Here is a 13967-nt window from a genome sequence, read left to right as displayed (position 1 = left end):
AATAATCTGTGAAGGGGAGGACTCATGTTGCAGAAATTCTGTCTGGCCATGGTGTTCGTGTTCGTTCTGGGCAGCCTGCCGTGCGTGGCGCAGGAGTTCGTGCTGTATTCGTTTCCGCCCGCGGCCGAGTTGAACTGGAAAACTCCGTACACGCTCGCCTGGGGAGCCGGGGTCAAGGGACGGTTGTCTCTCCAGCACGGGAAGGCCAAGCACACGATCGGCCACTGCTTCATGGAGCTCATCGGCGCCGACGGCACCCGCGATCTCACGGGAATGACGACCGCTCCTGATGCCCCTCCCGACGTGGATTTCATCACGAAGAAGGGATACGGGCTCGGCCTGCTGTTCGCGCCGATGCAGGGGGCTTTCGACCCTTCGCAGAAACTCGACGCGGAGCTGAAGGGACGGTATGAGACCGGCAGGGTGGCGTTTTTCCGGTTCCGCATCAGCCAGGCGCAGTATGCCCGCATGAAACAATATCTTACCGAATACAAGGCCCGCGGCTACGACAAGATCTACAACGGCCTGAACGAGCCCCGAAAGGGTCTTGGCGCCGGCTGTTCCGCCTTCGCGATGAGCTTTCTCGACGTCACCAATCTCATCGATCCGGTCATGAACCAGCAGTGGATCCGGCGCGTCAACATCCCTCTCGACCTGATCGGCGGCCCTCTCACGGGGAAAACCGTCTCCCTCGGGAAATTCACGACCTCGGCCCGCTGGGCGAAGCCGGGCGAGCCCGCTCGTGAACTCGCCCTCTACGATCCCCAGTTGATCTTCGAATGGCTCGGCAAAGAAGCCGAAAAGGCCCGCTTCGACAAGCTTCACGGCGCGACCCCGGAAACGACCCTGCTCGGAAAGCCCTGCCGCTTCGTCCGCCGCGGAAACGCCGTCGGCCTCTACCTCGACGTCAGCGATCGCCCTGTCCCCACCGACCCTCTCTGGAAAGAGTAACAGAAACCGTTCGGTTCATCGGTATGAGAAAAAGCCCCCCGGAAATTCCGGGGGGCTTTTCCTTCTCGATATCCGTTCGACCTGGGCTTGTCGAAGCCTGCCCTGAGCCTGCCGAAAGGGGCGAGGGCCTCTCGTACTTCGACATGCTCAGCACGAACGGAAACGCGAAATGTGCATTTTGTTTTGCAGGAATCAATAGCTCATGATGATCAGGGCGTTTTCAACGTGATGCCTTCTGGTGCGGGTTTGGAGACGATCCAGGTGCGGAGGCGGCGGGTGTTGTTGGGGAGGTCGCGTTGGAGGGTGCCGTTCGTCGAGACTTCGTAGTCGGCCGGGGTTTCGAGGTTGAGGATCACCTGGTGGGGGTCGGAGGCGTTCTGGCGGGGATACCAGAAAACGGCGGGGCCAAGCGCGAGCAGGTTCGTCGCGATAGTGCCGCCGCCGGGGGAATAGCCGTCGTGGCGGACGCGGAAGCGGAACTCGACTTCGCGCTGGCCGGCCGCGAGGTTGTCGAGGTGGATGTAGGGGGGGCGGTAGATCCAGCTCACGTTCTGCTGGTTCCGGCCGATGACCTCGAGGCGGTGGATGTTGCCCTGGCAGCGAAGAATGACGGGATCCGAGCCGTTGCAGGTCAGATACAGGATGCTTATAACATCAGCTATATATTTCTCGGGCTGAAAGTCGGCGTAGATGTCGACCAGTTCGAGGTCGAACGTCGGTTCGCTGGCGAGCTGGGCCCGGGAGGGCAGCGCGCAGGCGGAGACGAACAGCAGGATCAGCAGGGTGCGCAGGAACGGTTTCGAAGAAAAGAACGTCATCGGGAAACCTCCGGTGGCGAAAATGATCGGGCCGGTGCCGGGGACTTCGTGCGCCGGTCGAACAGGATGCCGGCCATGACGAGAAGCGTGCCGGCCATGGCGGGCGGGGTGAGGGTCTCGCCCAGCAGGAGCCAGGCGAGAAGGATGGCGACGGGCGGCTTGGCGAAGAACAGCAGGCTCGCCCGGCCGGCGGGGAGTTCCCGGAGAACCTGGAAAAACGTGTAGTAGCCGAAGCCCGACACGATGAAGCCGAGCACGAGCAGGCGCGGCCAGACCTCTGGCGCGGGCCAGATCGACACCCCGGCGAGAAGCAGAAGGGGCAGGAAGGCGGCTGAGGCGAGAAAGAACGTCGAGACGGTGACGATCAGGCTGCCGAGCCGCTGGACGAATCGCTTCGAGAGAACCGTATACAGCGAGAACGTGACCATGCCGACGAGGCCGGCGGCGATGCCGAACGCCGTGTCAGCGCCCGGGGAGGGGCGCGCCGCCACCAGGACGACGCCGGTGAAGCCGAGGATGAGCGTAAGGGCGCGGCGCATCGAAAGGGCTTCCCCGAGCAGCTGCCAGCCGAGAAAGTTGATGACGATCGGGTTCGCGGCGATGAGGATCGCGGCCGTCGAGGCCTTTGCGAATTTGACCGAGAGCGCATGGGCGCCCATGGCGACGACGACGTTCAGAACGCCGAGCGCGGCCAGCCAGCAGACGACGCGGGGCGAAAAGGCGCGGGCTTTTTTCCGGAAGAGCGGCACCGCCACCGGGAGCAGGAAGAGGCCGCCCAGCAGAAACCGCCAGAAGGTCATCACGAACGGGTCGATGCTGAGCCGGATGGGGTTCGCCACGACCTCGATCGCGGAGAACGACAGGACCGTCGCCGCGACGAGCGCCGGCAACCGGAGTTTTTTCCAGAGCGCCGTCATACGCCCCCTTGTTTCGACAGGTTGCTTTTCATGGTGCATCCGACACCGTTCTGTCGTAAACTTTTTTGTACATTCAGACAACGATTTCAGGAGTCGACATGGGAGGTCACGCACCGTTCCGGCTTTCGGTCATCATGCCGGTCTACAACGAGCGGTTCACACTCGCGAAAGTCATCGCGAAGGTCCTGGAGCAGGAAGGGAAGCCGGGAATCGCCGCCATCCAGCTCGTGATCGTCGACGACGGCTCGACGGACGGCTCCCGCGAGATCATTACGGACCAGGCGCGGCTTCACCCGCAGGTCCTTCCGGTCTTCCACGAAAAGAACCAGGGGAAGGCCGGGGCGATCCGGACGGGCATCGACCGGGCCGACGGCGAGGTGATCGTGATCCAGGATGCCGACCTGGAATACGACCCGGCCGAGTTCCCGAAGCTGATCCGGCCGATTTTCGAGGGCGACGCCGACGTGGTGTTCGGCTCGCGGTATCTCGCGGCAGACTACCGACGCGTGCTGTACTTCTGGCACTCGCTGATGAACTGGGGCCTGACGAACCTGTCGAACATGTTCACCGACCTCACGATCACCGATATGGAAACCTGCTACAAGATGTTCCGGGCGCCGCTGCTCAAGAGCATCCCGATCCGATCCTCGGGGTTCGGCCTCGAGCCGGAGCTCACCGCGAAGGTCGCCAAGCGCAACCTGCGCGTGTACGAGGTGCCCATCTCCTACAAGGGCCGCACCTACGACGAGGGCAAGAAGATCACCTGGAAGGACGGCTTCTGGGCCTTATATTATATTTTCAAGTATTGGCTGATCGACGACTGCTACATCCCGTCCGCCCAGGACGTCCTGCACAACGTGCGGCTGGCGCCGCGCTTCAACCGGTGGCTGGCGGATGTCATCAGACCCTTCCTCGGCCGGAGGGTCATGGAAATCGGCGCCGGCATCGGCAACCTGACCAGCCGCTTCCTGCCGCGCGATGAATATATTGCATGTGAAATAAAACCTTTGGCGCTCGAGACGCTCCGGTCGATGTTCAGGAACGACGACCGCGTCGGCATCCGGGCGCTCGACCTGAACGACGCCGCTCATTTCGAGGAACTGAAGGGAACGCAGGAAACGGTCCTGTGCCTGAACACGCTGGAGTTCATCGATGATGACGCCGCGGCCCTGCGACGAGTCTTCGACACGCTCGGGCCGGGCGGAAGCCTCATCCTGCTTCTTCCGCAATGCCCGGAATACGCCGGCTCGCTCGACCGGGCGGTCGGTCATCTGCGCCGGTACTCGAGGGAGGACATCGGGCAGAAACTCGTCCAGGCGGGCTTCAGGGTCGAGAAGATGCTCGATTTCAACAGGCCCGGGGTGATCGGCTGGCTGTTCGTGGGAAAGCTTCTCGGAAGCGGCTCGATCGGCAAACTTTCGATGAAGCTCTACGACCACCTCGTCTGGCTGTTCCGCCTCGTCGACCGCCTGCTTCCGTGGAAAGGCCTCTCCCTCATCGTGGTGGCCCGGAAATAACCCCGGCGGTCAGTGCCGGTGGCGGCGGTCGCGATCGTGACGGTCGTGGCGGTCGTGATCGCGGTCGCGGTCCGGATACCGGGGATGGCGCGGGTGGGGCCAGCCGGGCCACCACCAGGTGTGGCCGACGATGACGACTTCCTTCTCGACGCGCTGGACGGGGGCGACCCAGGATGCCGGTCGCCGGTACGTCGAGCGGCGTTCGAGGTCGCCGAGCGAGAGCCAGCCCACGAGGGGCTTGCGGGCGCCGCAGTCGTCGAGGATCATCACCATGACCCGTTCGTCGACGATGTCCATGACCCAGAGGCGTTGTCCCTGCTTTACCCGGTATCCATCGAGCCGCAGATAGGGAGCGGTGACGCGGTGTTCCCGCACGGCCTCGTCGAGGGATTTCTGCATCTCGTCGACCCTGGCCGGGGCCGCCGGGTCGGAGAGGCGGTCTTTCAGATACGAGATCATCTCGTTCGTGCGGGCGAGCGTGAACAGGAGCTTTTCCTTCTCGGCGTCGGCCTCGATCCGGCCGGGGCCTCTCGCGCTGCGCGCGCAGGCACTGTCGTACCGGCTCAGGATATCATATTTCGATGTGTATAAATTGTGCAGCCGCTGCATGGCCGGCGTGAACCGGGGAGCCTCGGAACCGGCCTGCTGGAGCGCCGACGTAATGCGGAACCGCTGTTCGGCCGCCGTGCCCGACGACCATGCCTGGGCCGACGAGGTGAGCAACGATTCGTACCGGTTGATCGCCTCGTAGGGGGCGGAGGGAAGCTCCGCCGGCGCCGCGATCGGCGTTGCGGGGTTGTCGGGCGTCACGGTCACCGGCGCCGGCGTCGCCGGCTGAGGTGCGGGGTTCGACGACGGTGCGGCGTGTTGTCTGCCGCACTTCGGGCAGAACCGCGCATCGTCGGCCATCGAACTGCCGCAATACTGGCAGAACAGCGCCCATACGGGCGACGCCGCGAGCATCAGGGTCAGCATGAGCACATATCGTTTCATCGTTCATTCTCCTGGTGAGATCGTACCGCATGGAATCCGGAGTTGCAAACGCAGCCCGCCGGCAGCGGATGTAACTATTTGCATGCCGAGGATCAATAGATCCGATCGTAGCGGTTGTAGCCGTGGGGGTAGTCGGCGGTGTCGGCCTTGAGGATGAGGACGGAGCGGGCGGGCACCTCGACGTCGACGGTTCCGGAGAAGACGGTGAACGTCCTGTCCGAGAGCTGGTCGCGCAGAGGCGTGACATCCTGGAACTTGCTTTCGCGAAGCTGAATCAGCTCCTTGACGGTGCGGTTCGTCGGGTTGGCGAGGACGACGACGGTCTCGCGCACCGAGGTCGTGCGGCGCAGGAAGGCGAACAGGTTCTCGGAATGGAGTCGCCGGAAGTCGCCGTAGCGCAGGGCCGGCTCGGCGTGGCGCAGTTTCAGCAGTCGGCGGTGGAGCGCGAGCATCTCGTTGTCGGGGGAGACCAGGTCCCACCGCATGGGGGCGCGCTGCTCGGGGTCTTCGCCGCCGGTCATGCCGAGCTCGCTGCCGTAATACAGGCAGACTGCGCCGGGGAGCGTGAACTGGAGCATACGGGCCATTTTCTGCTGCCAGACCTGAGGCAGCAGGTTCGGCAGGCGGGGGGTGTCGTGGTTGTCGAGCACCAGCCAGCTTTTCAGGATGTGGTCCATGCCGGCGTCCGCGATCGAGGTTTCCCACATCTGGCTGCACATCGGGCCCGACAGGCGGCCCTCGAGCATGGTCAGCAGAAGCTTGCGACCGTGCATGTTCATGACGCCGTCGACGGCCGGATGCCATTCTTCGGGGTAGTTCCAGATTTCGCCGACGATCAGCGAGCCGGGTTTCGCCGTGTGCGCGGCCTGGGTGAGGTCTGTCAGGTAGCGGAAGCCGAGGTCGAACGCGACGTCGAGCCGCCAGCCGTCGATTTCCTCCTTCAGCAGATACGACTGGACCACCGAGTCCGGCGCCCCGTAGATGTACTTCTGGACGTCGGGGTTCTCGAGGTTCAGCTCGGGAAGGTTCTCGACATCATACCACCCGATATATCCGCGATCGGATGTTTCGGAGAACTTGAAGAAGGGCCGCCATCGACTGCGCGGGTTGCGGAGCGCCTCCTCGAACATCGCGCTGCGCCGGCCCATGTGGTTGAAGACGCCGTCCAGCACGAGCCGCATGCCGCGCCGGTGCAGGTCGGCCGCCAGCGCCGCGAGGTCGGCGCGCGAGCCGTAGACGGGGTCGACCTTGTGGTAGTCCCACGCGTCGTATTTGTGGTTCGTCAGCGAGGAAAAGACCGGGTTCAGATAGACGACGTCGACGCCCAGTTCCTGGATGTAGCCGATGCTGCCCAGGAGGCTACCGAGATCGCCGCCCCAGAAATCGACTTCGTGCGACCAGACGCCTTCCTTTTTCAGGTAGGAACCGGTCTTCGGCGTTTCCTGCCAGTCGCGGAGGCGTCGGGGCGCCGCATACAGGGATTTCTTCTTCGCGAGTTCGGAGGACGGCGAGAACCGGTCGACGATGACCTGGTAGACGACCGGCCCGTTGCGCCAGTCGGCGGCCCGGGCGGCCAGCTCCTGCTCGCGGGCCTGGTCGTAGACGTTCATGGCCGACCACTTGGACGGCTCGGCGCAGGCGCGCATGCCGGTCGCGAGCCAGATTCCGGCGATCAGAGCGACGAGAACGAGTCTCATGAGAGTGCCTCCCTGTGAAAGCTGCGGATGAACCATTATACCTCGCCGATTAAAAATATATTGCTATAAAATTGCGTGAGGGCGATTCGGTCGGCTTCCGATTTGCCCGGTTGCGCGAATGACGCAACGTCCGATATGCTGACCATGTGCCGATGCCGGGAAGACATCGGATCACGGACCATCAATGCCTCTCGGGAGGGCGAAATGAAGGAGAGCCGGATGCGCGCTTCCATGATGTGCGTTCTTCTGCTGACGGTGTTTCTCGGAATCGCCGCGGCGACGTCGGCGTTTCCGCTCGACCAGGATTTTTTCGGCGTGTCGAAATCGAACAAGACAGGCAAATTCTGGCCGTTCATCCTGAGGATCACCTCGCTAGACGAGTCGACGGGCGAGATTTCGGGGCAGATCACCTGGAAGTCGCTCGACGCTGTTCACACCCTGACGGGGACGCTCCAGGGCGATGTTCTCGAGTTCACCGAGACGGCGGCCGTCAAACAGGGCAAGGGTCGCCTGAACGTCGCCTACCGACTTCAGAAAAGTGGAACCCGCTGGGAGGGCGACTGGACAGGCCCCGACGGCGACCTTGGCGCGGCAAGCATGGAGGAAGTCGCGGCGGACCAGCCGCAGCGGGCGGTTTCCCTGCCGGTGCGGAAGGATCTTTCCGGCGAGGCGGCATCGGAAAAAACCGGCAAGACCTGGCCCTTCGTTTTGCGAATCATCGAGCTGAAGGAGGCGACGGGCGAGTTCACCGGGCAGATCACCTGGAAAACGCTCGGGGCCCAGGTGAAGATCCAGGGCACGCTGAAGGGCGCAACGCTGGAGTTCACCGAACTCCCCGTCGGTAAGAAAGCTCGTGCCGGCCTGAACGGCTCATTCGCCGCGACGATCTCGCTGGGGCGGGCGGAAGGTTCCTGGAAGAACGCGGGCGGTACGGACAACGGAACCGTTGTGCTTTCCTGGAAATATTGAGTCCTGCATATCAAAAACCAGCTTCGTGTCTCCGTTCGTGCTGAGCTTGTCGAAGCACGAACAGCCACTTGCAGATGATTCCTCATTTCGCCCTTCGACAGGCTCAGGGCGAACGGGTGGCATTCATTCTGCAGGAATCAATAACCCGTTTCAGGCCTGCCTGAATTTGGGCTGAGACGGACAGAAATGCGCAAACGGCGATTGAATGCGACTGTCACGGCCTTCAATGGTGTGAAACGGCCGAAAATCCGGCACCCGGGAAGGGACGGAACCGCTTCCACGGCCTGTCCGCGCGTCCGGCCGGGTGGCATAACGCTTGCTCGCGATAATTCAGCCTCATTTTTGGGTTACGACGGAGGGAACGATGTCTGGAAGATGGATGGAACGGATCGGTCTGGCGGTTCTCTTTCTCGTCCTCGCGGGATTTCCTCTGCTGGCGGGCACGGGGGGCGGGCCATCCTGTGCCGATCACGGGCCGACCGGGCGGGCGGTGCTGGTCGCGACGGAAGGCGACCTTCTCACGGTCGGCAACATCCGCGGCCGTCTGCTCAACTCCCCCACGGTTCCCTGCGACGAGAGAGTTTTCGCCAGCGGGCAGGCGGTCATCGACCCCCGTCTGACGGACGAGATCTATTTCATTCTCAAGCCGTTTCCGCCCGAATGGCTGTTCGGGCACGGGTACGTCGTCATGACCTTCAAGCCGGGCGGCTTCACCGGCCCGCGCGGGGAACAGGCCGAAGGCCTGGTCGTTTCCTTCGAGGCTTACCGATACCCCAAGCAGAAGATCGATTTCATCTGGAAGGGCACGCATAAGGTGTATCCGAACATCGCGGTCGTCTCGACCTGGGAAGACTATTCCATGATCGAGTGCGGCGTCGACGGTCGCAAGCTCCAGGCCTACCGCCTCCGGTTGACCCCGGAGCAGAAGATCGCGTTTGCCAGAACCGCCGTTCTGGAAGGCACCCGGGAGCGGCCGGATGATTACTACAACACTCTTTCGAGCAGCTGCGTCACTCACCAGGTCGAGATGATCAACTCGGTGCTGCCCCCTTCACAGCGGCTTCGCCTGAAACTCCTCGGGAACCACGTGGTGAACCCGAAGGCCTCTTTCCCCACCATTCTGCCCAAAGCCTACGTCAACCTCGGCGTGTTCGACCCTGCGTCCGTCACGATAGATCGCAACAACTATATAACCCCTCTCGGAAAGCTTTTTCCGCCGGCAAAAAAATAGCCCTCGTGTAGCGCCCCCGTTCGCCCTGAGCCTGTCGAAGGGCGAGAGCCTTTCGTGCATCGACAGGCTCAGCACGGACGGGGGACATGTTACAGGACTCAATATTGATCAAGACCCGGCCCGGTTTCGGGCCGGGTCGGTTCGTCAAGGGGTCACGGGAGATTCATCACGCGGGCGGCAACAGAAGACCGTTACCGGCGCATCGACGCCCTTCAGCCGCACCGTCTCGCTTTCCGATTCGAATCCGTGCCGGGACAGGATATCTTCGATGCCGGGTTCGTTCATCGCGGTGCCTGAGATCCGTATTTCGTTTTCCCCGGCCAGTTTTTGAATTCTGGCGGCTATATTTATGGTCTGGCCGAAGTAATCCGGGATTCCCTGGTTGCTGACGGTGAGTGCCGGGCCTTCGTGGATGCCGATTTTCAGACCCAGGGGGGCGCCGTCCCTCCAGAGCACGCGGGTCATCGAGCGAATCATCTCGACGGCGCATTCCGTCGCGGCTTTCGGCGTGAGAAACGTTGCCATCACGGCGTCACCCATCGTTTTGACCGTGACGCCGCCGTGCCGTTCGATGAGGCCGTTGAGAACCGAGAAATGCTGCTGGACGACCCGGTTCGCCGAGACATCCCCGAGCCTGTCATACATCTGTGTGGATCCGACAAGGTCGGTGAAGAGAACCGTGACATTGCGAATGAGGAGGCCGAAATCCCTTCTGGCTTCGTTGATTCTGAAATAGCGTCGAAAATATTTATTGTGGAGGATCGCCCTTCCCGACAGGTAGGGCGCCATCCCGGAAGGGCGTTCCCGAAGGATCTCGTGCAGCTTCTCGACGTTCGAACGCAGCGCCTTGATGCCGACCGTTCGGTTCGAGGCGTTTTTCACGGTGATGCTCGTCGTCCCTTGAGGCAGCGTGAGATCGTTTTTTGAAAACCCCTGATCTGAAATCACCAGGGCGCGGAAATCTGCATCCCCGCTTCCGGGGCGCCCGTCGATACGCATGGAAACGCCCGTGTGCGGGGATACGGAAACGAGTCGAACGAGATCGCCCTGGGCGGCGTGAAACGGGATTTCCGCCTCTTCGTGCGGGTGGATGAAAACGAAAGCCAGGCCGTTTGTCTGCAGGTATTCGAGCAGTTCGGGCGAAGGCTGGAAATTATGGGAAAAGTGAAAGTGTCTGAACGTCGGATAATCCCGATATCGATCCACGGCTGTCGGGGCGATCGAGGGGGAGGCGGTGAACGAGGCTTCGATCATCTCGTCCAGAGTGACGACCTTTTCGAACATGCACAACTCGCAGAAAACAAGACTTTGCAGGGCTCCCAGGTCAGGCGAAGAGTGTAAAATCCCTCCGCATGTCGTGCAGATGACATCGAAGGAGAGTTCGAAAAGGCCGGCCCGGGTCCCGCAAACGAACAGGTCGATGCAGGTTTCCTCCGCCAGAGAGGCCTGGCTGGCGAACCTCAGGGGATTGATCCGGAAGAGCTCGGCTGGAGTGAGCGCTGCAAGCCGCGACCCGGCGGTTTTGAGAACATCCTCGGAAAACGTTCCAAAAAGCTGACACCGGTGAATGGCATCCTGAAAAACCGGCTGTGTCATCGTTTCAACCTGCTTTCCTGTTCGCGAGCCGGGCTTCTTCAGCCGCCATCAATACGTGAAGAACAGCTGCTGCAGGGCCTGCGGGTCGGAGGTGCGCGTCAGGCCGAGCATGAGAAGAATGCGGGCTTTCTGGGGGTTCAGATCGTCGGCGACGACGAAGCCATACGCCGCATCGTCGACCTCGGCGCCGAGGGTGACGCGGCCGCCGCCGGTGCGGGCGGATCGGACGACGGCGATGCCGCCGCGGCGCGCCTTTCCGAGGGATTCGAGAACGGCGGGCGAGGCGTTGCCGTTGCCCACGCCGGCGTTCACGATGCCGTCCGGCTTCGCGCGGATCGCGGCCTCGACGAGTTCGGGGGTGTTGTCGGCGTGGCCGTAGGTGATGAAGACGCGCGGCAGGGTCTCGCGGCCGGCGACGCTGAACGGCGTGGCGAGCGTGTGGCGGCGGGCGGGCAGGCGCTCGAACGAGACCTTCCCGTAATAGACGGTGCCGAGCGGGCCGGAATTCGGCGACTGGAACGTGTCGACAGCGGTCGTGTCTGTTTTCGTGACCTCGCGGGCCGAGTGGATGCGGTCGTTGAGGACGACGAGCACGCCCTTCCCGTGCGAAAGCGGTGACGCGGCGACGGAGACGGCGTTGAACAGGTTCATCGGGCCGTCGGCGCTCATCGACGTTGCGGCGCGCATCGAGCCGGTGACGACGACCGGCTTGCGGCTCTTCACCGTGAGATGCAGGAAATACGCCGTCTCCTCGAGCGTGTCGGTGCCGTGCGTGACGACGATCCCGTCGACGTCGCGGTCGGCGAGAAGAGCGTTGATGCGGTTGGCCAGCTTCAGCCAGATCGTCGTGGTCATGGCCTGGCTGTCGACCTGGGACACCTGCTCGCCGCTCAGACGAGCAAACGAGGCGATCTCGGGAACCGCGTTGACGAGTTTCTCGACGGGCAGGGTGCTCGGCTTGTAACCGGCTTCCCCGGCCGACTTCCCGGCCCCGGCGATCGTGCCGCCGGTGGCGAGAAGCACAATATGCGGCAGATCCGCCGCAAACAGCGCCGTCGAGCAGAAGAGAGCGAACAGCGTGATCAGACAATACTTGGCGACAATCCTGGATGTTCGAGGCATCGGTGTCCTTCTTTGAAAGAATGTTTTCCCATTTTACCTGATTCAACGTCCGGGGGTATCTTGTATGCAGCGTGTGTGAAACCGCAAGACATTCTGCATGGAGGGGATCATGATGGTTCGACGTGGTTTTGGAAGGGCCGCCGTGGCCTGCGTTGTGTTCGTTGCTCTGATGATCGGCGTTTCGACGACCCTGTTCGCCCAGGATTCGGAAGCCTCCGGAGGCGCCGCCGCCCAGCGGTGGTTCGGCATGATCGCCTCCGGTCGGGCGGATGACGTCGCCGCGATGCTCGACGACGGCTTCGACATCAACGCGACGATGCGCGACATGGGGTGCGGCCTGCATTGCGCCGTCGAAAACGGCCAGAATGCGATTCTCGAACTACTGACGTCGCGCGGGGCGGACCTGAACGTGCGCGACGGCCGGAATCTCACCCCCCTGCATCTCGCCGCGGTGAAGAACCGCGCCGAAGCCTGCCGCATCCTGCTCGATGCGGGCTGCGATGTGGATGTCACCGGTTTCACCAGCCGGGATGGTTCCGCGGAGAGCACGCCCTTGCATCTCGCCGCGGAAAGCGGGGCGCGCGACGTCGTTGAACTGCTGATTTCCCGGGGTGCCAACGTGAACGCCGTCAACAATTTCCACCGAACCCCGCTGTTCTGGGCCAAAAAGGCCGGGAAGACGGACGTCGCCGAGCTTCTCGCCGCCCACGGGGCCGTCGCCGATCCCTCCGAGATTCCGACGACGCCCCCCGCATCGGGTACGGAGGAAACGCCGGCATCCCGGTGAATGCCGAAGGTTGAGCAGGGTGCCGGCGAATAATCGGCAGCCGGTACGGGCGCGAACGTCGCGCATCGGCTTCCCGGGCCGCGCATCGGCTTCCTGTGCGGCTGGCATGTTTCCTGCTCATTGGCGGATACAAAAAATCCGGACAGGTGAGGTCGAGACATGAAATCGATGCGTTGGCTTCTGATCGTTCTGGCGGTGCTCGTCGCCCCGGCAACCGGCTGGGCGCTCAACGAATGGACGGTGCTCCTGTACATCGTGAACGACGACAAGGACGCCACCATGGAAAACGCGAACATGCGCAGCATCCAGGCGATGACGCGGTCGGGCCCGCCGGCCGGCTGTGAAATCGTCGTGATCGACGATCTCGCTCCCAAGTCCGGCGGCATCTTCGGCGGCAGCGGTGAAAGCGGCGCCTCGATCTACACCGTCCGGAAGGGCGGCGTCAACGTCGAGGACAAGCTCGGCGAGGTGAACATGGGCTCGCCCTACGTGCTGTGGAGCTTCCTGAAGAAGGCGGCCGAGCGGCACCCCGCCCGCAACTACGCGCTCATCATCAACAGCCACGGCAGCGGCATCTTCTCGTGGCGCGGCACGGGCGGCACGTCCAGCATGAAGCCCGGCGCGGTCGACTTCGACCCTGACAGCCGGTTCGTCGCCTACGACCACACCGACAACGACTGCCTGACCGTGTTCGAGATCGTCGCCGTCCTCGACGCGTTCAAAACCCGCCTGAACGGGAACCGGCCGCTGTCGGTGCTCGCCTTCGACGCCTGTCTGCCCGGCTCGATCGAGGCCGTCTACCAGTTCCGCAGCTCCTGCGAGGTCATGGTCGGCGCCGCCGACACGACCGGCATCAACGGATACCCCTACGCCCGCATCATGAGCGCGATCGATGCCGAGCGGCCCTCCAACGCGACCGGCTTCGCGAAAGCCATGGTCAGCGGCGCCGGGATGCGCGACATGGGCTACTGGAACGTGGCCCGCGCCGGCGAGCTGACCTTCGCCTTCAACGCCTTCGTGCTCGAGTTGATGAACGCCTCGGCCGACGGGTACCGGTTCAACCCGAGCGAAGCCTACGGCGGCAAGAACTACTACTGGGACATCGAAGCCAGCCTCGGCGGCATGGGCGGCCTCTCCGGCGTGAAGAACGGGACCCTGGTCCGCAAGACCGCCGAGGATGCCCTGGCCGCCGTCTCCGCCTGTCGCACGGTCTCCTCGGGGGCCGGCATCTCGGTCGCGATGCCGACGCCGGACGACTACCGCAAGTTCCGAGCTTTCTACAAGGCCCTCGACTTCGCCCGCGACACCCAGTGGGACGAATATCTCGACAAAGTATATGGCATAAGATAATATATATTACGATAAAACC

The 13967-nt window shown here is 62.9% G+C and carries 12 protein-coding genes; 6 read left to right on the top strand and 6 right to left on the bottom strand.

Annotation, left to right across the window (positions count from 1 at the left end; translation table 11 throughout):
- Nucleotides 1-24: 24 nt before the first annotated feature.
- Complete coding sequence (locus PLU72_05750; GenBank protein HOT27671.1) at nucleotides 25-951, top strand: hypothetical protein; 927 nt, start codon at nucleotides 25-27, stop codon at nucleotides 949-951.
- Nucleotides 952-1160: 209 nt separating this feature from the next.
- Here the strand turns inward: PLU72_05750 and PLU72_05745 are convergent, their stop codons facing one another.
- Both PLU72_05745 and PLU72_05740 read right to left on the bottom strand, forming a co-directional pair.
- Entirely contained in the window at nucleotides 1161-1769 is a 609-nt protein-coding gene (locus tag PLU72_05745; GenBank protein HOT27670.1) for a hypothetical protein, read from the bottom strand.
- On the bottom strand, nucleotides 1766-2686 hold the full coding sequence (locus tag PLU72_05740; GenBank protein HOT27669.1) for a DMT family transporter: 921 nt from the start codon (nucleotides 2684-2686) through the stop codon (nucleotides 1766-1768). Before PLU72_05740 ends, PLU72_05745 begins: the two co-directional genes overlap by 4 nt.
- 98 nt (nucleotides 2687-2784) lie before the next feature.
- Between PLU72_05740 and PLU72_05735 the strand changes: the two genes are divergently transcribed.
- Nucleotides 2785-4203: a glycosyltransferase gene (locus PLU72_05735; protein HOT27668.1), complete on the top strand. Its 1419-nt coding sequence runs from the start codon at nucleotides 2785-2787 to the stop codon at nucleotides 4201-4203.
- A 9-nt stretch (nucleotides 4204-4212) separates the two neighbouring features.
- Here the strand turns inward: PLU72_05735 and PLU72_05730 are convergent, their stop codons facing one another.
- Both PLU72_05730 and PLU72_05725 read right to left on the bottom strand, forming a co-directional pair.
- Entirely contained in the window at nucleotides 4213-5196 is a 984-nt protein-coding gene (locus tag PLU72_05730) for a zinc ribbon domain-containing protein (GenBank protein ID HOT27667.1), read from the bottom strand.
- Between the two features lie 92 nt (nucleotides 5197-5288).
- A complete protein-coding gene (locus PLU72_05725; protein HOT27666.1) occupies nucleotides 5289-6893 on the bottom strand; it encodes an alpha-amylase family glycosyl hydrolase in 1605 nt (534 codons plus the stop codon).
- Nucleotides 6894-7112: 219 nt separating this feature from the next.
- Between PLU72_05725 and PLU72_05720 the strand changes: the two genes are divergently transcribed.
- The gene (locus PLU72_05720) at nucleotides 7113-7862 is read left to right on the top strand and encodes a hypothetical protein (protein HOT27665.1); all 750 of its coding nucleotides are present in this window, start codon (nucleotides 7113-7115) and stop codon (nucleotides 7860-7862) included.
- A 364-nt stretch (nucleotides 7863-8226) separates the two neighbouring features.
- A complete protein-coding gene (locus PLU72_05715; protein ID HOT27664.1) occupies nucleotides 8227-9093 on the top strand; it encodes a DUF4105 domain-containing protein in 867 nt (288 codons plus the stop codon).
- 144 nt (nucleotides 9094-9237) lie between these two features.
- On the opposite strand, the gene PLU72_05710 is transcribed toward PLU72_05715, so the two are convergent.
- Together PLU72_05710 and PLU72_05705 are read right to left on the bottom strand one after the other, a co-directional pair.
- A complete protein-coding gene (locus tag PLU72_05710) occupies nucleotides 9238-10689 on the bottom strand; it encodes a DUF5939 domain-containing protein (GenBank protein HOT27663.1) in 1452 nt (483 codons plus the stop codon).
- A gap of 48 nt (nucleotides 10690-10737) precedes the next feature.
- Nucleotides 10738-11811, bottom strand: coding sequence for a type II asparaginase (locus PLU72_05705; protein ID HOT27662.1), 1074 nt, complete (start codon nucleotides 11809-11811; stop codon nucleotides 10738-10740).
- 109 nt (nucleotides 11812-11920) lie between these two features.
- Here PLU72_05705 and PLU72_05700 point away from each other — a divergent pair, with 109 nt between their 5' ends.
- Nucleotides 11921-12598, top strand: coding sequence for an ankyrin repeat domain-containing protein (locus PLU72_05700; GenBank protein HOT27661.1), 678 nt, complete (start codon nucleotides 11921-11923; stop codon nucleotides 12596-12598).
- 159 nt (nucleotides 12599-12757) lie between these two features.
- The gene (locus tag PLU72_05695) at nucleotides 12758-13948 is read left to right on the top strand and encodes a clostripain-related cysteine peptidase (GenBank protein ID HOT27660.1); all 1191 of its coding nucleotides are present in this window, start codon (nucleotides 12758-12760) and stop codon (nucleotides 13946-13948) included.
- Nucleotides 13949-13967 lie beyond the last annotated feature (19 nt).

The sequence above is a fragment of the Candidatus Ozemobacteraceae bacterium genome (assembly GCA_035373905.1).
Classification (GTDB): Bacteria; Muiribacteriota; Ozemobacteria; order Ozemobacterales; family Ozemobacteraceae; genus MWAR01.
The sequence above is the reverse complement of the archived record's forward strand: the minus strand, read 5'-3'. Positions and strand labels throughout refer to the sequence as shown.